A 22,832-nucleotide genomic window follows, 5' to 3' on the forward strand; every position below is an offset into this window, starting at 1 on the left:
CTTCGGCCAGAACCTAGACGATGTGGGAGCAAGGTCAATGCGGAGCTTCTGCTTCCCCTCGCGGGGGAGGCAAAGACCACTGTTCACGCCGCCTTCAACCGTCCGCTGATGAAACGGAACTCCTGCGTCTTGCCGCCATAGCCGTAAGCAGCGGCCGGCACTTCATGCACGAAGGCGTAGCTTTCCTCGTGCACACCACCCAGCAGGCGGCCGAAGGCTGTAAAGATCGCCTTCAGATAGGCTTCCAGCTCAATTTTGGTGTTGGTGCCGTCGACCACTTTGATGTCCAGCCAGAACGTGTTGGTGCCATGCTCGGCCAAAGACTTGCCACCGGCGAACCAGTGCTGCGGATCGATATAGGACACGGCAACGGCTGTGATCGTCGGATCCTTGCGCAGCTGCGTCGCGGTGATTTCAGTGACCTCCTTTGCGATGCTGGCGGAAAGAGCCGCGTCAGGCTTGCCGGTGACGCTGACGGTGATGATGGGCATTTCTCTTCTCCTTGGTTCGAGCGGCGTCTGATCGCCGTTGGAAGAACCATGTCATCGTCGTCGAAACAAAAAAATCGAATTGTTTTTAACTTAAGGTTCGATATTATCGAAGTATGGAAACGCTCGATCCCGATCTGCTCAGGACCTTCCTCGCTTTCGTCGACAGCGGCTCGCTGGCCCAGGCGGCTGCAAGCGTCGGCCGTTCGCCCTCGGCGGTGACGACCCAGATGCAGCGGCTGGAGGAAATCGTCGGCGAGCCGCTGCTGGCACCGCAAGGGCGGGGGCGCGGCCTCACGCCGGCGGGTGAGGACCTCGTCGGCCATGCCAGGCGCATCCTTGCCGCCCATCGCGAGGCCTGGCTGGCGTTGAAGGGCGCGCGCGCTGCCGGACGCGTCGCCATCGGCACGACACAGGATTTCGCCGACAGAGGCCTGCCGGAACTGCTGCGGGCCTTCGCCGTCAGTCATCCGCGCGTCAGGATCGAATTGCGGGTCGGCCGTTCCGCCGAACTGGCGCAGGCGCTGCAATCTGGCGGCCTCGATCTGGCGATCGTCATGCGCCAGGCGGCAGCGACGGACGAAGTGGGCGTGCTGCGCGAGCCGATGATATGGCTTTGCTCACAAAAAGGGCTGGCCTCGCGGCAAGAGGAATTGCCGCTGGCGCTGCTCGATCCGTATTGCGGGTTTCGCGAAGCAGCACTTGCCGCACTCGATGCCGCCGGCCGCCGCTACCGCATCGCTGCCGGCAGTGCCAGTCTGGCCGGCGTGCGCACCGCGGTGAACGCCGGTGTCGCGCTGACGCTGCGAACGGCCCGCTTTGCCCATTCCGGCATTGTCGAGGCGCCGCGCGAGCTTGGCCTGCCGCAGGTTCCGATGGCTGAGTTCGCCATCCGGCTGCGTGCCGGTGCCGATGGTTCGGCAGCCGACCTGGCAACCCTGCTCAGCGGCAACCTTGCCTTGTCGGCCGGCTGAATGCCCAAAGAAAAAGCCGACCTTGTGGTCGCCGCGTGGCAAAGGCAAAGCCGACCTTCCGGTCGGCTGGGTGGCAAAGAAAAAGCCGACCTTGCGGTCGGCTTGGAGGTAGGACGGGCCGAGGGGTTTGGGGGGACTTGGGGATGGCCCGTCGCACCAATAATGCCTGACCCGGATGATGGTTCCGTGACTGTGTCGCTTTTTTAAGAAATATTTGACGCCATGCGTTGCGAGCGGGTCATCAGCCAATCCCGCCCCGCATGGGCAAACACCGCACACAACACGATGGCGCCGCCGATCATGCTGGCGACCGGTGCAATCTCGCCCAGGAACAGGAAGGCAAACAGGATCGCGAACGGCACTTCCGCCGAGCCAAGCAGCCCGGATTCGGCCGGCGGGATGAGCCGCGCGCCCTCCGTCCACAGGATCGAGGACAGTGCGAAGGACGCGCCGAACGTGGCGAGCAGAACGGCATCCCTTGGCGAAACCGCCAGCGGATCGGTGACGAACCAGCCGAGCACGAACAACAGGAAGGCCGAAACCGCACCGGCCCACACTACGGGCGTGTCGCGGAAGGCGCGCACCATGATCATGTAGAGGCCACTGCCGATGGTCATCAGCAGTGCCAGTCCGTCGCCGAACAGATTGCCGGTGCCGAAGCCGGACCAGACCATGATCGCCACGCCGCACAGCGACACGGCGGCGGCGACCATGGTCTGCAGTCGGAACGGTTCGCGCGTCAGAACCCAAGCCAGCAGCGCGGTAACGAAGGGCGCGGTGGCGTAGATGACGGCGACATTGGCGACGAAGGTGAACTTGAACGCCGAGATGAAGGCGATGCTGGCCAGCGCGCCTTCTAGCGCCAGCAGCCAGCCGCGCCAGCCAAGCCGCAGCGTTTCGCGCTTCCCGGAACGGTGACGCCGCCACAGCACATACAGGCTGATCAGGATCGCCCCGACAAAGCCGCGCCAGCAGATGATGGTCAGCGGGTCGGCATGGATCGACTTGGTAAGAACGCCGGTCAGGCCAAACACAGCCGCCGAGGACGACACCAGGATGATGCCGAGTGTACGCTCTGCGGCGGTGTCGATGGCGGCTGCAATCTCAGTCATGCCACCAGCCTACGTCGTTCCGTGCTGACATCGTAGTGTCAGCAGTGACGGTAATCCACATCATAGCCGTTTGCGGAAATGCTCGGTGCCGACGATCAACAGGCCGGCGGCGACGATAAGCGCAGCACCCAGGAAGACTTCGCGGCGCGGCACGTCGCCCCAGATCGCAAAGCCGAGCGCGAATGCCCACAACAGCGAGGTGTATTCCAGCGGCGCCAGGACCGAGGCCGGTGTGCGCTTCATGCCTTCGAAGAGGAGGTATTGCGCGAGGCCGCCGAGCGCGCCGACGCTGGCAAGGAGTAGCAACTGAACCCCGTCCGGTGTCCGCCACCAGAGCAACGCCGGCACCGCCGAAAACAGCAGAAAATAGAAATTGTTGAGCAGGAGCTGGATCATCGAGCGCTCGGCAAGGGCGGTCTTGCGCAAGAGCACGATGGCGATGCCCCACAAAAAGGCGGCCGCCAGCACCAGCAGCACCGGTACGGACAGGCCGAGATGGGTCGGGTCGCCAGCGACGAACACGCCGGCAAAGCCGATCAGCACCGCCAGCCAGCGCAGCATCGGCACCTTTTCGCCGAACATCACCACCGAAAGCACGGTAACGATGATTGGCGCCGCATAATAGACGGTGGTCAGTTCGGCGAGCTGCAGGCTGCGCGCGGCATTGTAGTAACAGAGCCAGGCGGCAAGCGTGAAGGCGCTGCGCACCAGCATCGGCCGCACGATCGGCGAGCGCACCGTGTCGGCAAACAGCTGTCGCCCGCCGATCGCTGCGCAGGCACCGAGAATGGTGATGCTGCGGAAGAACATGATCTGCCAGACGCTCATGCCAACGACCAGCAGCTTGATCGAAGCATCCTGCGTCGAAAACAGGAGATAGGCCGCACCGGTCAGCAGGATGCCGGCAAGAACCCGCTCGCGTGTTTCGAGAATGGCGATATCGGCCATAAGGCGCGTGGGACCAAAATTGCCGGAGCGGCAGAAATGCTGCGAGGAGCGACACGAGGGACCTGGGAATTCAGCTCCCTCGGCACCAAGCTATACGGGCGAAAGTCGGTACAGCGCAGCGCCAGCCCCGTGCTTATGTTGAGGCAGGGTTCCGTGGCGGGCCGCACTGTCGCAACGCTTACTGCGTCGCCTGGTAAAGCTCCGAAGCGGCCTCTTTCAGGGCGCGCCGGCCATCGGATCGGAAATACATCATGTGCCCGCCCTCGACGACATCGAGACGGATAGGTTTGGCATTGGCGAGCGACGGGACCTGGTTCACCAGGTAGCGCGAGGCCAGGTAAGGCGTGACCAGATCGGTGTAGCCGTTGACGATCACGACGCCGAGCGAAGGGTTCAGCGAGCGTGCGCGCTGCAGATCGTCCATCACCCCGGCATAGCCTTGTCGTGAGGCGCTGGTCCCGTAATCCCAATTGTGGCTGATTTCGCCATTGAGCAGCCGATAGCTGACATCGGTGCGGAAATTCAGTTCGTCACTGATATAGCCGACGAAAGCCGACGTCAACGCCGGCACGCTGCGGTCGAGCACTGGATCCGGGCCGGCGATGCGGGCGCTCTCGGGCGCGATGTCGGCCGTGCCGATCATGGCGTCATACGGGCTGAGCACTTTGCCGCTGGCACGGGCGAACTCCCTTGCGAACAGGCCGGTCGGGATGCGGGCGGAGTTCCGCTGCACGAGGTCGAGCGGCAGGCCGGTGATGTCAGCCACGCGTTGGCTCGCCAGTCGCTTGCCTTGCTCCAGTCCGCTGGTGAGCGCGGTAAGGTAATCGCCCAGCGCATAATGTTCGACTTCGGCCAGCTTCTCCCGCAACGCATCGCCGCTGACGCCTTCGGTGCGTAGGCGCACCGCCGCCAGTGAAGGCAGTTCGAGTGCCCAATGCAGCGGCTCGAATTCGTCGGGCTGCACCAGCGTGAATTCCAGCGCCGGCGAGATCAGCACGATGCCGTTCGGACTGATGCCGATATCTTCCTGCAATGTCCTGGCGAGCAGCGCCGCGCGGAACCCGCCATAGCTTTCGCCGGCGAGGAACAGTGGCGACCCGGTGCGGCCGTTCTGCGCGAGGTAGAGCCGGATGAAGGCGCCTATCGAGCTGGCATCCTGGTTGACGCCCCAGAAGTCGCGCGTGTCCTGGCCCGGTGCCTCGCGGCTATATCCGGTTCCGACCGGATCGACGAAGACGAGATCGGTCATGTCGAGCCAGCTGTCCGGATTGTCGATGAGTCTTTGCGGTGAGGGTAGGAATTCGCCGTCGGCTCCCGTTGCGATTATACGCGGACCGAGCGCGCCGATATGCAGATAGGCGGACGCTGCTCCAGGGCCGCCATTGAACACGAAGGTGATCGGCCGCTGCGGGTCTTTGGCCACGCTTGCCGGTGGCTCCAGCGTGTAAGCGACATAGAAGATCTCCGCCGTGACGTCGCCCTTGCCGGAAAGCAGCGACAGGGTGGCGGCCTTTGCCTGATAATCCAGCTTGCGCCCGGCCAGCGTGATCGAATGATTGGTGGTCTGCGGCGGCGGCAGCAGGGACAACACGCCGCCCGAGGGGGCCGGCCGCTCCGCCGTTTCAGCCAGGACGGGCTGCGCCAGGGCGGCAAGCATCGGCAGGATAAGGAAGATCAGTTTCAGCTTGACCGGCATGATGACTCCGCGAGAACGACTCCCGCATAGGTATGGCCGAGATGATCGAAGTCAAAGGAAATGGCTGTTTTGAACTTGCAACGGCTTGCGCTAGTGTGAGCCGGAATGCAGTCGAACGTTTCCCTTGATCAGTTTGGGCGCTGGAGCGGTGGTGTCGCCGCTGCGGCGGTGGCTGCGACACCCGAAGAATTGTCGGCTCGCTTCACGGTGGCGGCGAGCGGGCTGCTTGGCTCCGACCGCGTCTATGTCGGCTTCTACCACCGCGATATCACGTCCCTGACCATCGACGATGCAGGCCCCGATCGCTGGAACCGCGACTACGACGCCCACATCTATCGCCAGGATCCCTTCTTCCAGAGGTTCGCCAGCACAAGGCAGGATTTCCTGTTGCCGCTATCGGCTCTGCGCAATGGCGACTTCCGGCGCACACCCTATTATCGCGACTTCTATGGCCCCTCCGACAGCTTCGACGAGATAACCGGCGTGTTCAATCTCGACAGGCTGACCGCCGGCTATGTCACCTTCCTGCGGCGAAACGGGGCACCGGCCTTTGGCGATCAGGATCTGGCGATGGCTTGCGCGGCAAGCAGCGCCACAAGGCTCATTCTGCAAAGATTGCTTCATCTGTGCCGCTCCCGGGACAAGGGCGCCGCAATCGGTGACGCCCGCTCGCGGTTGAGCAGGCGCGAGACCGAGATCGCACGGCACCTGGTCGATGGGGGCAATGCCAAGACCATTTCGCGAAGCCTCGCCATCTCGCCCGGCACCGTCCGCAACCACATCAAGCAGATCTATCGCAAGCTCGGCGTGCACTCCCAGGTCGAGCTGCTGGCGACCCTCCGCGACGTCGCTCGGGATTGACGGTCTCCGCGCGGCTCTATCTTTTTGTTTTGACGCAATTCCGGACGGAAAACCGCTGCGCACTTTTCCTGGAATTGCTCTATTGTCCCGTCACGATGCGCGTCCACATGCGGTTTTGCGATCGCAGCAGCTTCGCGTCGTTGTTGTCGACCACGAACAGCCTGGCCTTCACGGCATCGGGCGGGAAGACGCCCGGATCGCTGGCTATCGCCTTGTCCATCAGCGGTAGGGACTCCGGTATCGCATTGGCGTAGGAGACATAGCTGGAATTGGCTGCGGCGATATCGGGCCGCAGATTGAAGTTGATCCAGGCCTGGGCGTTGTCGGGATGCGGTGCATCCTTCGGCACCGCCATCGTATCGAAGTTGATGAGCGTGCCTTCTTTCGGGATGGAATAGGCGATCTCCAGCTTGCTCGTGGATTCCGCCGCGCGGGTTCTTGCCTGGAGGATGTCGCCCGACCAGCCCAGCACCACACAGATGTCGCCGTTGGCGAGGTCGTTGATGTATTTCGACGAGTGGAAATAGCGGATGTAGGGTCGCACCTTGCCCATCAGGTCCTCGACCTTGGCGAGATCGTCGGGACTGGTCGATTTGGGGTTGATGTGAAGATAGTTCATCGCCATCGGGATGACTTCAGCCGGCGCATCGATCATGGCCACGCCGCAATCGGAGAGCTTCTTGACCATTTCGACGTCGAAGACCATGGCGAAGGAATCCGTGGGCGCGTCCGGTAGCCGCTGCTTGATCGCGGCGACGTTGTAGCCAATGCCGTCGGTGACCGCCATATAGGGCACGGCATGCAGGTTCTGCGGGTCGGCGCCCGCGATCAGCGCCAGGGCTTGCGGATCGATCTTCGAATGGTTCGCAAGCTTCGCCTTGTCGAGTTCCAGGAAAGCCCCCGCCTTCACCTGGTTCTTCAGGAACGGATAGGCTGAAGGATAGACCACGTCATATCCCGAGCCGCCGGTGAGCAGCTTCGTTTCGAGCACCTCGTTGCCGTCATAGACATCGTAGCGAACCTTGATGCCCGTCTCCTTCTCGAATTTCTCGGCCGTGTCCGGTGCGATGTAGTCGGACCAGTTGTAGACGTTGACGACTTTTTCCTCGTCCGCCGAGGCCGTGCTGGCGCAGATGCCGCAGGCAAGCCCGGCAAGCAGGGTTGAGAAGATCAGATCGCGCATGAGTGTCCTCCGTTTTCGCTACTGTTGCCGGTTTTCGGGATGCGTCGACCCTCAACGCCGTTGCGGGGCATAGACCGGCAAGGTGATGCAGGCGACATTGCCGCCGCCCAGCAGGATCTCGCGCGAGTTTTCGATGCCGATTATTCGGTGATCGGGAAACAGCGCGGCCAGCTTTTGCTTGGCCGTCACGTCGAGATCGCAGCCGAACTGCGGCACGACCACGATGCTGTTGCCCGGATAGTAGTTGATGTAGCTCGCCGCGATCCGATTCCCGGCCGGTCGCGCCCAGGTCGAAGCGAGCCGGTCCACGCTGTCGCTTTCTTCAAGCGTCATCTCGATCGGCAAGGGATGCGGCAGCCGGTGGACCTCAAGCGCGCGGCCACGCGCATCACGGGCCGAACGCAGCAACTCCTCGGCTTCCCGCACGATCTCGTATTGCGGGTCTTCCCGATTGTCGGTCCAGCTCAGCACGACCACGCCGGGACGCACGAAGCAGCAGACGTCGTCGATATGGCCGTCGGTCTCGTCGAAGGCAAAGCCGCGTGGCAGCCAGATGACGGTGTCGACACCGAGATAGTCGCCAAGCTGGCGTTCCACCTCGGCCTTGCCGAGATGGGCGTTGCGATTTCGGTTGAGCAGGCATTGCTCCGTCGTGATGAGCGTGCCCTGACCGTCGCATTGCAACCCGCCGCCCTCGGCGATCAGCGGCGCGCGGTAGCGATCCATGTTCTCGATTTCGAGCACTTTCTGCGCCGCCAAATCATCCAGGTCCCATGGCGAATAGAGGCCGCCGTCGAAACCGCCATAGGCGTTGAAGATCCAATCGACGCCACGCACGCCGCCTTGATCGTTGACGACGAAATTGGGGCCGCTGTCGCGCAGCCAGGAATCATTGGTGGACATCTCCACGACGCGCACATGGCCAGGCAAACGCGCTCTGGCATTCTGCCATTGGCGAGCGGATGCCGCCACGGTCACCGGCTCGCTTTGCGCGATCGCCGCGGCAACATCGACGAACAGTTTCTGCGCGGGCTTGGCGCCGAGACGCCAGGTGTCCGGTCGCTCCGGCCAGATCAGCCAGCAGCCTGATTTGGGTTCGAATTCGCCAGGCGCGCGAAACCCATCCTGTTTCGGCGTTGTCGAAAGGGTAAGGGGCATCTGGGGATCACCGGAAATGGAGTGACGACTTGCCCGGATCAGACGTTTTTGGGGCCTTGTCCGTCAATGTCCCATTTGGGATATAGGTTTTTGTGCGCCGGCGGCGGCTGGCCCGTATTGCGGAATGGCATTGCCTTCCATGGCGATCGGCGCAAATCTCGGCCGGACGGCGTCAGGCCGGTGGCGGAAACAGCCGACGAAAGGGGACAGCGGATGGATGCGACCGAATTGAAGGCCATGCAGGCGCCGCTGAAGCAGGCCTATCGCGATGACGCTTCGCAGGCTCTAATCACGCTTCGCGCCAAGGGCTCGATCGACGATCAGTCGGTTGCCTGCAAAGTGGAGACGGGCAGGGCGCTTGCCATCGCCGGGTTGCATCCGGCAACAGGCGGCTCAGGCCTTGAGCTCTGCTCGGGCGACATGCTGCTCGAGGCCTTGGTGGCCTGCGCCGGGGTGACGCTGAAGGCGGTGGCGACGGCGCTCGAGTTCAAGCTTGGCGCCGCCACGGTTGAAGCCGAAGGCGATCTCGATTTTCGCGGCACACTCGGTGTCGCCAAGGATGCGCCGGTCGGCTTTCGCGCCATCCGGCTCAATTTCAACCTCGACACCGACGAGCCGCAGGAGCGGATAGATTCGCTGCTGAAGCTGACCGAGCGCTATTGCGTTGTGTTCCAGACCATCAGCCAGAAGCCGGAGCTGACGGTGAGCGCTCGGCGCTGACGATCTCCCCCCTCGAGGGGGAGATGGCCGGCAGGCCAGAGGGGGTCGGTTCGACCGGATGCGGCCTCCTGCGGCAGATGAAGGCTGGCGTCCCGTCGTGCCGACCCCCTCTGTCGCCTTCGGCGACATCTCCACTCAAAGGGGGAGATCCACGCCCATTACTGTGCCGCCGGTTCTTCGGCATCGCCCTCGTCGGCAAAGGGAGAGGCGCTCGGTACGCATTGCACCGACCAGCCGGCTGGTGTCGGCTGCTTCTGATATTCGGTGATCGCGGCGGTGCACTGTTCACGCTTGTCGAAGGTGCTTGGCAGCACGACCATGCCGCCCTGGGGGCCGGCGATTACCAGATACCAGACCAGCGCTGCGGTCGTTGCCATGGGGATTTCCTTGTTCTGCCAGTTGGGCGCTTGTTGTGGGGAGTCGCTGCGGTCCTATGAACTCCGCGGAATTGACGAAAGCATGACCCCCTCCCACCGTCACATCACAGCCGTGTGATGTGACGGTGGGTTCTAGCCCCAATTCTTGAAGCCTAATCGCCTCAGTTGGTGGCAAAACAATAGAACAGGCCGTCGCCGCCGGTGCCCTTCAGCGCCTCCTGACTGCAGCCGCCGCGCGAGGCATGCGAGGAGTTCCAGGATTTGGCGGCAGCCGATTCGTCGAGGCCGGTACGGTCGTGATGACCCGTCATCGCGGCCCCCTCGGCCCCGCTCATCGTCCAGTCGCCGCAGGTCTGGTCGGCGATCTTGGTGCCGTCGGGCTTGGAGCCGGTCAGCACGTCGTGGCGGTTGGGCGTGTCGCCGCGGCCGTTCACCTCTTCCCCCTTCTCGTTCAGAGCGGTCTGCTTTGTGATGCCGTTGGCGTCACTGTGCAAGGAGGCGACGTCGTCGGCGATCTTGACGCCCTTGGCGTTCACCCAAGGTCCCTTGCCGATGCGGTCGCGCGCGTCGGTGTCGCTGGTCGAGAGATAGGCGGCCCAGGTCTTGCCGGTGACGCCGGCGGCTTCCGCCAGCGAGGCGCAATGCGCGTCGGCACCCTTGAGGCCGCCGAGATCGGCGCCCTTGCCGGAACCGGCACTGGTGACGAAGAAGCTCATCGTGGCCTCTTGCGAGAGGGCTGCGCCGGCGGTGGCGGCGAAGGCGGCCGTGATGGCGGTGGCGGCAACGAGAAGAAGTCTGCGCATGTCGATCCTCCGGTTCGAATGGTTACGTCAGAAGAAACGTTTCCGGAGGCCTATTTAATCCGTCTCGCAGTCAAGTTTTATTCCGGTTGCCTGTAGGCGACGAAGCGATTGTGCTTAGCCTGGAAGATCAATCCGGTTTCTTTCAGCTCCGGGCTGGCCAGCGGCACGATGCGTTTGGCGATCTCCGAGGGGTGCGGCAGCGTCTCGGGATCCTCGCCAGGCACCGCCTGGGCACGCATGGCGGTGCGGGTGGCGCCGGGGTCGGCGGCGTTGACGCGCAACGGCAGGCTCTGCGTCTCATGTGCCCAGGAGCGCATCATGGTCTCCACCGCCGCCTTGGATGCCGCATAGGGCGCCCAGAAGGCGCGCGCTGAATGCGCTGCGTTGGAAGACAGGATGATCGCGCGGCCGGCGTCGGAGAGCCGCAGCAACGGGTCGACCGAGCGGATCAGCCGCCATGTCGAGGTGACGTTGATGGTCATCACCTTCTCGAAGGTTTTTGCTTCCACATGGCCGATCGGCGAGATGACGCCAAGCACGCCTGCATTGGCGACGAGGATGTCGAGCTTGCCCCAGCGGTCGTGGATGGCGCCGCCCAGCCGGTCGATGCCGGCCATGTCGGCGAGGTCGAGCGGCACCAGTGTCGCCTGGCCGCCAGCTGCCTTGATCTGGTCGTCAAGCTCTTCCAGGCCGCCGACGGTGCGCGCCACCGCGACGACATGCGCGCCGGCGGCAGCCAATTCCTTGGCGATAAAGTAGCCGATGCCGCGCGAGGCGCCGGTAACGACCGCAACGCGGCCGGTAAGGTCGAGGGTCATGCGAGAATTTCCGTAAGGTCGGCGTGAAACACCCCCCTCTGCCCTGCCGGGCATCTCCCCCTCAAGGGGGGAGATTGGACTCCGCCGAAGTTGGCTCTGGCTTCGCAGCCTTGGCGATTGGCGAAAGTCGGAAGTTCAGCCGATCTCCCCCCTTGAGGGGGAGATGTCCGGCAGGACAGAGGGGGGTAAACTGGCGAAGGCAAATGATAAACCGGCAATCCTACGCCCCGCTCGTCGCCAGCAGCGACAGCGTGCGCACATTGTCGTGGCCTTCGAAGTCGAGCAGTCGGGTCGGGTACTGGCCGGTGAAGCAGGCGTCGCAAAATTGCGGTTGGTCGTTGTCGCGGCTGGCCTCGCCGACGGCGCGGTAGAGCCCGTCGATGGAGAGGAAGCCGAGCGAATCGACACGGATGAACTCGGCCATTTCTTCCACCGACATGCGCGATGCCAGAAGCTTCGACTTCTCCGGCGTGTCGACGCCGTAGAAGCAGGAGGCGCGTGTCGGTGGCGAGGCGATGCGCATATGCACTTCCTTGGCACCGGCGTCGCGCACCATCTGCACGATCTTCTGGCTGGTGGTGCCGCGCACGATACTGTCGTCGACCAGCACCACGCGCTTGCCTTCGATCATGCGGCGGTTGGCATTGTGCTTCAGTTTGACGCCCATGTGGCGGATCGAATCGCCGGGCTGGATGAAGGTACGGCCGACATAATGGTTGCGGATGATGCCGAGCTCGAAGGGAATGCCGGCCGCCTGGCTGAAGCCGAGCGCCGCCGGCGTGCCCGAATCGGGCACCGGCACGACGATGTCGGCCTCGACTGGGCTTTCGACCGCCAACTCGGCGCCGATGCGCTTGCGCACCTCATAGACGTTGCGGCCTTCGACCGAAGAATCCGGCCGCGCGAAATAGACATACTCGAAGATGCAGAAGCGGGTCTTCTGCGGCTCGAAGGGGAACAGGCTTTCAATGCCCTTGGACGTGACGACGACCATCTCGCCGGGCTTCAGGTCACGCACGAAACGCGCACCGATAATGTCGAGCGCGCAGGTCTCGGAGGCCAGGATCCAGGCGCCGTCGAGATCGCCGAGCACCAGCGGGCGGATGCCAAGCGGGTCGCGGCAGCCGATCATCTTCTTGGCCGTCATCGCCACCAGCGAGAAGGCACCCTCGACCTGCCGTACCGCATCGATGAAACGCGAGTTCAAATCGCGCTCCTTGCTGGTGGCGACAAGGTGCAAAAGCGTCTCGGTATCGGAGGTGGAGGAGAAGATCGCGCCTTGCTTCTGCAGCGCGCGCTGCACGGTCATGGCGTTGGTCAGATTGCCGTTGTGGGCGACGGCGAAGCCGCCATCGGCGAGTTCGGCGAAAAACGGCTGGATGTTGCGCATGCCGGCACCGCCAGTCGTGGCGTAGCGGGTGTGGCCAATGGCGCGGTTGCCTTGCAGGCTGTCGATGACGCGCTGCTTGGTGAAGGTGTCGCCGATCAAGCCGACATGGCGTTCGACATGGAACTGGGTGCCGTCATAGGAAACGATGCCGGCCGCTTCCTGGCCGCGATGCTGCAGCGCATGCAGGCCCAGTGTGACGATGGCTGCCGCGTCCTGCCGGCCGAAAATGCCGAACACGCCACATTCGTCGTGGAAATGGTCGTCGGCCTCGGCGGAAAGCACGTCGTTTGCGTCTGCCATCTGTTCGAGCCTCGCTGCGGAAAGGCGTCATATAGTGCAGTCGAGCCTGCAATGCCACTGGAAATCAGAACGCCGGCTTGCGAGCAGTATCAACTGTCCGGTAGCGTTTCGCTCCAAAAGAGGACGTTGCGGATGGGCAGTATACCCGACCAAGCCGAAGAGCCCACCGAAGCCGAAGAAGAGGCTTGGTGCGAATCACAACGGCAGTATGTGATTGACTATCTGGCCCGCGAGCACTTGCAACACGGAAGGGTTGGAGAATGGCCCGCTTGGCACGTCTATCCGTATGTTGCCATTTGGGCCATCGAGAGCGTCAGTCGACCTGAGTGGATCGGTTGGTGGGCGATCTCTGGTGATCTCCCAAGCGATTACATACCGTACGGATCGGACCGCACGCCGCGTGCCGCCGCCCGTGCTTTTGGCTTGCGTTGGAAGGAAGTGGCTGCGGCAATGGTCCGAGGCGAGGAACACGAGGAGTTCACGATCGGCGGCCCCGCGGATGCCGCAACGATAGCGCCCCTGCTTGCGTCTAGAGCAGGGACGCTCCTCGATTGGGCTGATGACGACGACGACGTCTGGGACGACGATCCTGAGGACCAGTCGGGAGCTTGATCCGACGTTCTGGACCTATCGCCTCCCACCACTACTCAGTTTGCCGGTGCCGCGGGCGCCGGATTGGCCGGGGCATTGTCCGCCGGCGGTGTCGCGGCGTCATTGTCGTCGGGCGCCGGCGTGTTGGCATCGTCGCCACCCGCGGGAGCATCCGCCGCCGGGGCGTCCGGAGCCGCGGGGGTCTCTGCGGCCGGCTGATTCGGATTGAGCTTCTTGAGGATGGCGTTTTCCGGATCCTCGGGCAGCAGGCTTTCGAGCTTGGCGCCGATCTGTTCGAGCAGCGGCCGCGACTTGGCCTCCGTGACCCAGGCCGGTGCCTTGGCGCCAGCCAGCCAGTTGAAGAACAGCAGTGCGACGGCAACGACCAGGATGCCGCGCGCGGCGCCGTAGAGGAAACCCAGCGTACGGTCGAGCGCGCCGATCCGGGAATCGATGATCCAGTCGGCGAGCTTCATGGTGATGACCGAGACGACGATCAGCGCGACGATGAAGACGACGCCGGCGGCGGCCGCCATGGCGACCTTTTCATTCTCGATGTAGGGCGCGAGGTAAGGCACAACCGGCTTGTAGAAGAAGAACGCCGCCGCTGCCGCCGCTGCCCAGGAGACGACGGACAGGACTTCGCGCGAGAAGCCGCGAACCATGGCGAGCATCGCCGAGACCAGAGTGAAGCCGACGAGAATTCCGTCAAGCAGCGTAATCGGCATGTCTTTCGCCCCACTCCATGAGCCGCATTATAGCGCGGAGCATCGGGTTTTCCCAAAACCGGTTCCCGCCTTTAGGATCCGATGCTCTAGTCTTCTACGTCCACGCGGCTTCGGCGTGAGCCGGCTATGCGTGCCACGAGGTCGGCAAGCTCGGTCGGCTGGAAAGAACCGGCCCCGATCCCGCCGGCCAGTTCCCCGCTGCCCGAGGGCAGAACCGCACTTCCAAAACCCAGCTTTTCGGCTTCTTTGAGGCGCTGTTGCGCATGCGCAACCGGCCTCACGGCGCCCGAAAGGCTGATTTCGCCGAAATAGACGCAATCGGCGGGAAGGGCAAGACCGGTGAGCGAGGAAACCAGGGCCGCCGCTACCGCCAGATCGGCCGCGGGCTCCGAGATGCGGTAGCCGCCGGCGACGTTGAGATAGACATCGTGGCTGCCGAAGCGCACGCCGCAATGGGCTTCGAGAACCGCCAGGATCATCGACAGCCGGGCGCCGTCCCAGCCGACGACGGCGCGGCGTGGCGTGCCGAGCGACGACGGCGCGACCAGCGCCTGGATCTCGACCAGCACCGGCCTTGTCCCTTCCATGCCGGCGAAAACCGCGGCGCCTGGCGATTTCGCATGTCGCTCGCCAAGGAAAAGCTCGGACGGATTGGCAACCTCGCGCAGGCCCTTGTCCGACATTTCGAAGACGCCGATCTCGTCTGTCGGACCAAAACGGTTCTTAACCGTGCGCAGGATGCGATAGTGATGGCCGCCTTCGCCTTCGAAGTAGAGTACGGCGTCGACCATATGCTCGACGACGCGCGGCCCGGCGATCTGGCCTTCCTTGGTGACATGGCCGACCAGCACGATCGCCGCCCCTGTGGATTTCGCATAACGGATCATCGCCTGGGCGGCGGCTCGCACCTGGGTGACGGTGCCCGGCGCCGAATCGGCAAGGTCGGTCCACAGCGTCTGGATCGAATCGAGGATGACGAGGTCTGGCCGCTTGCCGTCGGCTATCGTGGCAAGGATGTCCTCGACATTGGTCTCGGCGGCAAGTTCCACCGGAGAGGAGGCGACGCCAAGCCGCTGCGCGCGCAGCCTGATCTGCGCGACCGCCTCTTCGCCCGAGACATAGACGATGCGGTGGCCTTTTGACGCCAGTGCCGCGGCCGCCTGGGTAAGCAGCGTCGATTTGCCGATACCGGGATCACCGCCGACCAGTAGCGCCGAGCCGCGCACGAAACCACCGCCGGTGGCGCGATCGAGTTCGCCGATGCCCGAGATGATGCGCGGCGCATCCTCGATATCGCCGGACAGCGTGGTCAGCACCACCGCGCGGCCCTTGCGGGCGTTGCGCGTGTTGGCCGGACCCGAGCCGATGCCGCCGGATGTGCCTTCCTCGACCAGCGTGTTCCACTCGCCGCAGGCATCGCATTTGCCGGCCCAGCGCTGATGCACCGATCCGCAACTCTGGCAGATGAATTGAACGCGCGACTTGGCCATCAGAGGAACGCCACGTGGTGACAGGTCAGCGGGGCAGCGCCCCCCTCTGGCCTGCCGGCCATCTCCCCCTCAAGGGGGGAGATTTGCAGCTTCAGCGCTTGCGCCTTCCTTTCAGCGCCAAAAATTGGCGAAAGGGTCGATGACATCCGATCTCCCCCCTGGAGGGGGAGATGTCCGGCAGGACAGAGGGGGGCGCCAAGGAACGAGACCTGTCTCAATAGGTCACTCGAACCTTTCCGGCAGGTGATGCTCCTCGGCAAGGTCGGAGAAGCGGGTGAACTCGCCCTGGAAGGCAAGGCTGACGGTGCCGGTCGGTCCATGGCGCTGCTTGGCTATGATCACTTCGGCCTTGCCCTGGACCTCGACCATCTTTGTCTCCCAGGCAAGGTGCTCGGGCGTGCCTTTCTCCGGCTCCTTGTTCTTGATGTAATATTCCTCGCGGTACACGAACAGCACGACGTCGGCGTCCTGCTCGATCGAACCCGATTCGCGCAGGTCGGACAGCTGCGGATGTTTGTCGTCGCGGCTTTCGACTTGGCGCGAGAGCTGTGAGAGCGCGATGATCGGCACGCCAAGTTCCTTGCCGAGCGCCTTCAGTCCGGTGGTGATTTCGGTGATTTCCTGGACGCGGTTCTGCGACGCCTTGGCGGATGAACCCTGCATCAGCTGGATATAGTCGATGACCATCAGGTCCAGCCCGCGCTGGCGCTTGAGGCGGCGGGCGCGAGCCGCGAGCTGGGCAATCGAAATACCGCCCGTCTGGTCGATGTACAGCGGCCGCTTGTGGTTCTCCTGCGTGTACGCGACGAGCTTGCCGAAATCGGCTTCGGTCAGGTCGCCACGCCTGATTTTCGACGATGGGATCTCGGTCTGCTCGGAGATGATGCGGGTGGCCAGCTGCTCGGACGACATTTCGAGCGAGAAGAAGCCGACGACGCCGCCATTGGCCGCCTTGACGGAGCCGTCGGCCTGTTGGGCAGGCTCATAGGCGGCAGCGATGTTGTAGGCGATGTTGGTGGCCAGCGAGGTCTTGCCCATGCCCGGGCGGCCGGCGATGATGATCAAATCCGACGGCTGCAGGCCGCCCATGCGGTGGTCGAGATCGCGCAGGCCGGTGGCAATGCCGGACAGGTGGCCATCGCGCATATAGGCGGCACTGGCCATGTCGACGGCGTTCTTCAACGCATCGGAAAAACTCTCGAAACCGCCATCGTAGCGGCCGTTTTCGGCCAGCTCGAACAGCCGCCGCTCGGCATCCTCGATCTGTTCGCCGGGCGCCATGTCGACCGGCGCATCATAGGCGATGTTGACCATGTCCTCGCCGACGGTGATCAGCGCGCGGCGCGTGGCGAGGTCATAGATGGCGCGGCCATAGTCGGTGGCGTTGACGACGGTCACGGCCTCCACCGCCAACCGCACGACATATTGCGCCATCGTCATGTCGCCGACCTTCTCGTCGGCCGGCAGGAAGGTTTTTAGCGTTATCGGCGTCGCGACCTTGCCCATGCGTATGAACTCGGACGCCACCTCAAAGATCTTGCGATGCAGCGGCTCGTAGAAATGGCTGGCCTTGAGGAAATCCGAGACGCGGTAGAAGGCGTCGTTGTTGACGAGGATGGCGCCGAGCAGCGCCTGCTCGGCCTCGATGTTATTTGGCGCTTCACGATAAAGCGGTGTTTCCGCCACGCCGAATTTACGCGCTGCTTCTGCCATGATGTCCCCGATTGCGATCCCGGCTTCTCGATATCAGAACGTGACAAGTCCATGCTGACTTATCTGCACCAGTGCCTGTCCAATCAGCTTTGATACCCGCGATTCACAGCCGAGTTTTTTCGGTGGAAAGAATCACAATTGACTCGAATCGAAAGAACGAATGTAGCGCATCTATAGGGAGAACAAAACGGGAAAACAAGAATGGTGCCCTGTGCAGCCATCCCGCTCAAAGCTGACCGAGTCGCCCCTTGATGAACCGGCGTTCCGCCGGTTGCCGGGTCAACTCGAGCGCCCGCCGGTAGGAGGTCCTTGCCGCTTCGGTCAAGCCAAGCCTGCGTTGCATGTCTGCCCGCGCGGCATGGGCCAGATGGTAGCCGTCCAGCCCGCCCTGTCCCATGACCGCCTCGATTGCCGCCAGTCCGGCCTGCGGGCCGTCGCGCATGCCTATGGCCGCGGCGCGGTTGAGTGCCACGACCGGCGAGGGGTCGACGCGGCCGAGCACATCGTAAAGCGCGACGATCTGTACCCAGTCGGTCTCCGCCGTGCCTGCCGCCTCGGCGTGGACGGAAGCAATCGCCGCCTGCAGGATATACGGTCCGATGCGGCGCGAGGCGATCGCCCGACCGATCAGGCCGTCGGCCTCGGCGATCAGCGAACGGTCCCACAGCGTGCGGTCCTGATCCTCCAGCAGGACAAGGTCGCCGCTGGCATCGACCCGCGTCGCGCGCCGCGCCTCGTGCAGAAGCATCAGGGCAAGCAGCCCTTGCGCCTCCGGCTGGTCGAGCAACTCGACCATCAGCCGGCCGAGCCGGATCGCCTCGGCGCACAGATCGGCCCGCGTCAGATTTGGCCCCTCGGTTGCCGCATAACCCTCGTTGAAGATCAGGTAGATCACCTGCAGCGCACTCTCGAGACGCGCCGGCAGGTCGCCGCGGTCGGGCACTTCGTAGGGGATGGCCTCGTCCCGGATCTTCGCCTTGGCCCGCACGATGCGTTGCGCAATGGTCGGTGCCGGCGTCAGATAGGCGCGGGCGATCTCTTCGGTGGTCAGACCACCCACTTCGCGCAGGGTCAGGGCGATGCGTGCATCCGGCGCCAGCGCCGGATGGCAGCAGACGAAGATGAGCCGCAATTCATCGTCCTGGATGTCCTCCGGCATGGCCGGCTCCGGTGTCGGCTCGGCCAGAGCCGTGAGCTCGGGCAGAGCCCCGGCCAGCCGTGCTTCCCGGCGCCAGCGGTCGATGGTCCTGAAGCGGCCGGCCGAGACCAGCCAGGAATAGGGATTGGCCGGCACACCCTGGCGCGGCCATTGTTCGGCGGCAGCAGTGAAGGCCTCATGCAAGGCCTCCTCCGCCGCGTCGAAACCGCCGAGCAGGCGGATCAACGTCGCCAGCACGCGCCGCGCCTCGGTGCGGTAGGCCGCCTCCAGGGCATCGCGCGGGCCGGCGGTGCTCACAGGACCGGCGGCGGCTGGCTGAAGTCGACGACCGGACGGACTTCGATAAAGCCGATCGTTGCCAGCGGATGGCCGCTCGCCACCCGCACCGCTTCATTGAGATCGCGGGCTTCGATGACGATGATGCCGCCCAGGATCTCCTTGGTCTCCATGAATGGACCGTCGACCGACGACATCTTGCCGTCGCGGACCTGCACGGTCATCGCCTCTTCCGGCAACACCAAGGCCTCGGCGGTTACGAAGTGGCCGCTGGCTTTGAGCACCTCGTCATATCCGGCGCATTCGGCCAGCACGGCGTTGGCTTGCGGGCTGCCGCCGAACAGCGTCTTGGGGTGGTAGTAGATGAGACAGGCATAACGCATGGTGGGTTCCTTATCTTGATCTTGATTCTTGGGATCAGGCGTCGAGGATCGGCGCGAAGCCGCCATGGACCCGGCGCTGGTTGTCGTAGGGCATGGTGTCGGCATACATGCGCGGATCGGCAATCACCTTCTTCCAGGCTTCGTCGCGCACCTGCTTCGACGGCCATTCGACCCAGGCGTAGACGACAACCTCGTCGCCTGTCGCTTTCACGGCGCCACGGTAGTCGGTGACCTCGCCGTCGGGAACATCGTCGCCCCACGCTTCGACGACGCGGGTTGCGCCGTGTTCCTTGATCACCGCAGCCTGCTTCGTCGCTACGGCAAGGTAGGCTTGCTTGTTGGCGGCCGGCACCGGCACCAGCGAGCCATCGATATAGCCGGTTTTGCCGGTCGTGTTCAGGTCGATGAACGGCGTGAAGCCGCCGATGATCATGCGCTTGCCGTCAAAGGGCATGGACGCGCCGATATCCGCCATGCGGGGATCGCTCATCATCGTCTGGTAGGCGCTATCCGCCGCCGCCTTGTCCGCATATTCGTGCCACGAAAAGGTGATGACTTCATCCGGCTTTGCCTTCACGGCGCCTCTGAAGTCGGTGATGTTGCCGCCGGGCACGTCGTCGCCCCATCCTTCGACCATGCGGGTGGTGCCGAACTCCCTCAGCACCGCTGCCGCCTTGGCGACATGCCTGCGATAGGCTTCCTTGTTGGCGGCGGGTACCGCGGCGACAAATCCTGCGATATAGCTCATTGCGTTTCTCCTGTTGGCTGATGCCGTTTGACACTCTTGGCGTCTCGAAAGGTCCGAGAACGCCAATGGTCGAACGGCACGGCCTGGATTCGACATCGCTCCGAAATTTTTCTTCGGTGCGGTCCGAACCGCCGCTGAGGCCTATTCGGAAGCCAGCCTGTCGCCCCAGTCCAGCCGCCGGGCGAGCTTGAAGTCGGCGCCGTCGCGCTTGGTGAACAAGCGCTCGGCGGCAGTGCCGTCTTCCCTGCAAAGCTTGAGCAGAACCTTGCCGGAACCGGATTTCGGCGGCGCAAGAACCCGTGCCTGGTGCGAAGTGGGCAGTTCTCGGGACGCTGCGACATAGATGAACTTCTCGTCTTCCCACGGCACGTCGGCGTCCTTGGCCAGCCGGTGCAGGCGCGAGCGGGCGACGCGGCGGGAAAAATGGCACCAGTCGGGCGCGGTGAGCGGGCAGGGCGCGTGATGCGGGCAAGGCGCAAGCACATGCGCGCCCGCCTCGATCAGCTGCCGTCGCACGGCAAGGATGCGCTGCCAGCCGGCCGGCGTACCCGGCTCGACGATCAGCAGCGTGTCGCCAGTGAGTTGCCAGAGCCGGTCGATGAGCTTCGGCAGAGACGCCGGGGCAATTTCGTCCAGCACATAGGCGCAAGTGACCAGATCGGCCGACTTGAGGTCGGCGAGGTCGACGGTGGCATCACCCGCCAGCCATCTGGTCTGGGCGGCAATCGCGCCGGCGGCAAGTGTCTCGCCGACCTTGCGTACTGCCGCACTGGCTTCGAACAACACCGCCTGTTCGAGATAGGGCCACAGGTCGGTCGTGGCCCAAAGCACCGTACCAGGGCCGGCGCCGACATCGAGCAGGCTCTTGGGTTGGAAGGCGGGCTTGGCATCGCTCAGCGCGTCGAGGCTAGCTCGGATCGCGGCATAGGTCGCCGGCAGCCGCGTCGCCAGATAGGCCTTCACCGCCAGGTCCTCGGCCATGTGCAAACGGCCGTCGCGCAACTCGGCACGGTAACGGTCGGACAGCGTTTTTGCCGCTTGCTTCAGCGTCGCCAGCGGAACGTTTTCGAGCACGCGCTCGACACCTTGGCGAAGGGACGCTGGCAACTCCATCTCACGCGCCCCGCGGGACGAGAAGGATCACCGAAGCGCCGGCAATGCAGAGCGCGGCGCCGGCAAAATCCCAGCGGTCGGGGCGCACGTCCTCCACCAGCCACAGCCAGCCAAGCGACGCCACGATGTAGATGCCGCCATAGGCTGCGTAGGCGCGTCCGGCGGCGCTTGTGTCGACCAGCGCCAGCAAGAAGCCGAACAGGGCGAGCGAGGCGAGGCCGGGGAGTAGCCACAGCAGCGACTTCTCCAGCCGCCACCAGGCCCAGAACGAAAAGCAACCGGCAATCTCGGCCAGGGCGGCAGCGGCATAGAGCACGTACGTCATGAAAAAGGTCCCGAGACGATCACGGGACCTTTTTCAGTGCAGGAGCCGGCAATGGCAAGTGGCAATGCTTATTCCTGGTCCGCAACTTTGCGGCGGCGGGCTGGCCTGGCCGCAGGGCTCTTTTTGACCGGAGCCGTTTCACGATGCCCCATATCGCGCATCTCAAGCGCCTTTTCGCACTTGGCCATGTAGTCGCGCGACATGGGCAGCGTGTCGTTCTTCTTGGCGATCTGGATCTGGAAGATGACCAGGTCCTGCCAGCGGAAGGCGGCTTCCGAGGCGGCCAGGTAGAATTCCCACATGCGGCAGAAGCGTTCGTCATAGATCGCCTTGGCCTTGTCACGGTTGGCGGCGAAGCGCTCGCCCCAGTGCTTCAGCGTGTCGGCGTAGTGGAGCCTGAGAATCTCGACGTCGGTGACGACCAGACCCGACTTCTCGATTGCCGGCATGACTTCCGAGAGCGCGGGGATGTAGCCGCCCGGGAAGATGTATTTGCGGATGAAGGCGCTGGTTGCCCACGGCACGCCGGAGCGGCCGATCGTGTGCAACAGCATGACGCCGTCCGGCTTGAGCAGCGTCGCGCTCTTGTCGAAGAAGGTGCGGTAATGGTTGACGCCGACATGTTCGAACATGCCGACCGATACGATGCGGTCGAAACGCTCGTTGAGTTCGCGGTAGTCCTTGAGCTCGAAATGCACGCGGCTTTCCAGCCCTTGCGCGTGCGCACGGTCGGTGGCGACCCCGTGCTGCTCGGTCGACAATGTCACGCCCTGCACGTCGACATCGAACGCCTTGGCGAGATAGAGGCCGAGCCCGCCCCAGCCGGAGCCGATGTCGAGCACCGTCTGGCCGGCCTTCAGCCGGAGCTTGGCGGCGATGTGGCGCTTCTTGGCGGCCTGCGCTTCGTCGAGCGTCATATCCGGCTGCTCGAAATAGGCGCAGGAATATTGCATGTCCTCGTCGAGGAAGAGCCGGTAGAGATCACCCGACAGGTCGTAGTGGCGCTGCACGTTGCGGCGCGAGCGCGAGGCGGTGTTGATCTGCTGCAAGCGGCGGAAGGCGTGGCGCAGCCCTTCGATGGCCTTCGACCAGGTGGCGTCGATGCCGCCGCTGCCCATGTTCTGGAAGGCGATGCGCATCACGCCCAGCACGCCACCTTCGAGGATGTCGAGTTCGCCGTCCATGTAGGATTCCGGAACCGCCAGCATCGGATCGAAGGTGATGGCGCGCTCGGCATGCGCGGTCTTGATGTGCATGTGCACCGGTTCGCCGCTGCCATCGCCGAAAACCACTGTCGCGCCCTTGGGACCGGTCACCTTGAGATTGCCGGTGCGCACCAGGCGGTCGAGAACGCGCTTCAACAGAATATTCATGACCAAATGTCCCCTCTCGGCCAGACAGGCTGTCTTGGCGCGTGACCCGAAAATCGGAATCGATTTTCATCGGCCGAACCAAAGCTCCACAGCGTCATTTGCGCG

23 protein-coding genes are annotated in these 22,832 nt (G+C 63.9%); 4 read left to right on the plus strand and 19 right to left on the minus strand.

All coding sequences use genetic code 11. The features are described from left to right. Positions 1–83: 83 nt before the first annotated feature. Positions 84–491 carry a tautomerase family protein gene (locus ACFOJ9_RS11135; RefSeq protein WP_378978919.1) on the minus strand — a complete coding sequence of 136 codons (408 nt, stop codon included), beginning with the start codon at positions 489–491 and terminating at the stop codon, positions 84–86. Between the two features lie 113 nt (positions 492–604). On the opposite strand from ACFOJ9_RS11135, the gene ACFOJ9_RS11140 reads away from it, so the two are divergent. Further along, the gene (locus ACFOJ9_RS11140; RefSeq protein ID WP_378978920.1) at positions 605–1,462 is read left to right on the plus strand and encodes a LysR substrate-binding domain-containing protein; all 858 of its coding nucleotides are present in this window, start codon (positions 605–607) and stop codon (positions 1,460–1,462) included. 203 nt (positions 1,463–1,665) lie between these two features. On the opposite strand, the gene ACFOJ9_RS11145 is transcribed toward ACFOJ9_RS11140, so the two are convergent. The 3 genes from ACFOJ9_RS11145 to ACFOJ9_RS11155 all read right to left on the minus strand — a co-directional run bounded on the left by ACFOJ9_RS11145 (position 1,666) and on the right by ACFOJ9_RS11155 (position 5,218). Beyond that, positions 1,666–2,574, minus strand: coding sequence for a DMT family transporter (locus ACFOJ9_RS11145; RefSeq protein WP_378978921.1), 909 nt, complete (start codon positions 2,572–2,574; stop codon positions 1,666–1,668). Between the two features lie 60 nt (positions 2,575–2,634). Continuing rightward, entirely contained in the window at positions 2,635–3,522 is an 888-nt protein-coding gene (locus ACFOJ9_RS11150; RefSeq protein ID WP_378978922.1) for a DMT family transporter, read from the minus strand. 178 nt (positions 3,523–3,700) lie between these two features. Then, positions 3,701–5,218, minus strand: coding sequence for a S10 family peptidase (locus ACFOJ9_RS11155; protein ID WP_378978923.1), 1,518 nt, complete (start codon positions 5,216–5,218; stop codon positions 3,701–3,703). A 105-nt stretch (positions 5,219–5,323) separates the two neighbouring features. Between ACFOJ9_RS11155 and ACFOJ9_RS11160 the strand changes: the two genes are divergently transcribed. Next, a complete protein-coding gene (locus ACFOJ9_RS11160) occupies positions 5,324–6,079 on the plus strand; it encodes a helix-turn-helix transcriptional regulator (RefSeq protein WP_378978924.1) in 756 nt (251 codons plus the stop codon). Between the two features lie 79 nt (positions 6,080–6,158). Here the strand turns inward: ACFOJ9_RS11160 and ACFOJ9_RS11165 are convergent, their stop codons facing one another. Together ACFOJ9_RS11165 and aguA are read right to left on the minus strand one after the other, a co-directional pair. Further along, entirely contained in the window at positions 6,159–7,262 is a 1,104-nt protein-coding gene (locus ACFOJ9_RS11165; RefSeq protein ID WP_378978925.1) for a polyamine ABC transporter substrate-binding protein, read from the minus strand. Between the two features lie 51 nt (positions 7,263–7,313). Then, entirely contained in the window at positions 7,314–8,420 is a 1,107-nt protein-coding gene (aguA, locus tag ACFOJ9_RS11170) for an agmatine deiminase (RefSeq protein WP_378978926.1), read from the minus strand. A 213-nt stretch (positions 8,421–8,633) separates the two neighbouring features. On the opposite strand from aguA, the gene ACFOJ9_RS11175 reads away from it, so the two are divergent. Further along, the gene (locus ACFOJ9_RS11175; protein WP_128303063.1) at positions 8,634–9,140 is read left to right on the plus strand and encodes an OsmC family protein; all 507 of its coding nucleotides are present in this window, start codon (positions 8,634–8,636) and stop codon (positions 9,138–9,140) included. A gap of 158 nt (positions 9,141–9,298) precedes the next feature. On the opposite strand, the gene ACFOJ9_RS11180 is transcribed toward ACFOJ9_RS11175, so the two are convergent. From ACFOJ9_RS11180 to purF, 4 genes are all read right to left on the minus strand, one after another. Beyond that, positions 9,299–9,517 carry a hypothetical protein gene (locus ACFOJ9_RS11180; protein ID WP_378978927.1) on the minus strand — a complete coding sequence of 73 codons (219 nt, stop codon included), beginning with the start codon at positions 9,515–9,517 and terminating at the stop codon, positions 9,299–9,301. Between the two features lie 161 nt (positions 9,518–9,678). Further along, complete coding sequence (locus ACFOJ9_RS11185) at positions 9,679–10,320, minus strand: hypothetical protein (RefSeq protein ID WP_378978928.1); 642 nt, start codon at positions 10,318–10,320, stop codon at positions 9,679–9,681. 77 nt (positions 10,321–10,397) lie between these two features. Then, positions 10,398–11,138: an SDR family NAD(P)-dependent oxidoreductase gene (locus ACFOJ9_RS11190; protein WP_378978929.1), complete on the minus strand. Its 741-nt coding sequence runs from the start codon at positions 11,136–11,138 to the stop codon at positions 10,398–10,400. Between the two features lie 220 nt (positions 11,139–11,358). Further along, entirely contained in the window at positions 11,359–12,828 is a 1,470-nt protein-coding gene (purF, locus tag ACFOJ9_RS11195) for an amidophosphoribosyltransferase (RefSeq protein WP_378978930.1), read from the minus strand. Between the two features lie 51 nt (positions 12,829–12,879). Between purF and ACFOJ9_RS11200 the strand changes: the two genes are divergently transcribed. After that, positions 12,880–13,440 carry a DUF4826 family protein gene (locus tag ACFOJ9_RS11200; RefSeq protein ID WP_378978931.1) on the plus strand — a complete coding sequence of 187 codons (561 nt, stop codon included), beginning with the start codon at positions 12,880–12,882 and terminating at the stop codon, positions 13,438–13,440. Between the two features lie 35 nt (positions 13,441–13,475). Here the strand turns inward: ACFOJ9_RS11200 and ACFOJ9_RS11205 are convergent, their stop codons facing one another. From ACFOJ9_RS11205 to ACFOJ9_RS11245, 9 genes are all read right to left on the minus strand, one after another. Continuing rightward, positions 13,476–14,147, minus strand: a complete 672-nt coding sequence (locus tag ACFOJ9_RS11205) for a CvpA family protein (RefSeq protein WP_378978932.1) — start codon at positions 14,145–14,147, stop codon at positions 13,476–13,478. 86 nt (positions 14,148–14,233) lie between these two features. Next, on the minus strand, positions 14,234–15,637 hold the full coding sequence (gene radA / locus ACFOJ9_RS11210) for a DNA repair protein RadA (protein ID WP_109662807.1): 1,404 nt from the start codon (positions 15,635–15,637) through the stop codon (positions 14,234–14,236). Positions 15,638–15,859: 222 nt separating this feature from the next. Beyond that, the gene (locus ACFOJ9_RS11215; protein ID WP_126068580.1) at positions 15,860–17,350 is read right to left on the minus strand and encodes a replicative DNA helicase; all 1,491 of its coding nucleotides are present in this window, start codon (positions 17,348–17,350) and stop codon (positions 15,860–15,862) included. A gap of 226 nt (positions 17,351–17,576) precedes the next feature. Continuing rightward, positions 17,577–18,806, minus strand: a complete 1,230-nt coding sequence (locus ACFOJ9_RS11220; protein ID WP_378978933.1) for an RNA polymerase sigma factor — start codon at positions 18,804–18,806, stop codon at positions 17,577–17,579. Then, positions 18,803–19,168, minus strand: coding sequence for a YciI family protein (locus ACFOJ9_RS11225; protein ID WP_127289273.1), 366 nt, complete (start codon positions 19,166–19,168; stop codon positions 18,803–18,805). The genes ACFOJ9_RS11220 and ACFOJ9_RS11225 overlap by 4 nt, the downstream gene beginning before the upstream one ends. Before the next feature lie 34 nt (positions 19,169–19,202). Then, a complete protein-coding gene (locus ACFOJ9_RS11230) occupies positions 19,203–19,916 on the minus strand; it encodes a DUF1428 domain-containing protein (protein WP_378978934.1) in 714 nt (237 codons plus the stop codon). Positions 19,917–20,057: 141 nt separating this feature from the next. Continuing rightward, positions 20,058–21,029 (minus strand): small ribosomal subunit Rsm22 family protein, encoded by a 972-nt coding sequence (locus ACFOJ9_RS11235; RefSeq protein ID WP_378978935.1) that lies wholly within the window; start codon positions 21,027–21,029, stop codon positions 20,058–20,060. Position 21,030: 1 nt separating this feature from the next. After that, positions 21,031–21,354: a YnfA family protein gene (locus ACFOJ9_RS11240; RefSeq protein ID WP_378978936.1), complete on the minus strand. Its 324-nt coding sequence runs from the start codon at positions 21,352–21,354 to the stop codon at positions 21,031–21,033. A 68-nt stretch (positions 21,355–21,422) separates the two neighbouring features. Beyond that, the gene (locus ACFOJ9_RS11245) at positions 21,423–22,727 is read right to left on the minus strand and encodes a class I SAM-dependent methyltransferase (protein WP_378978937.1); all 1,305 of its coding nucleotides are present in this window, start codon (positions 22,725–22,727) and stop codon (positions 21,423–21,425) included. Positions 22,728–22,832: the final 105 nt, after the last annotated feature.

It is taken from the genome of Mesorhizobium cantuariense, assembly GCF_042647205.1.
GTDB lineage: Bacteria > Pseudomonadota > Alphaproteobacteria > Rhizobiales > Rhizobiaceae > Mesorhizobium > Mesorhizobium cantuariense.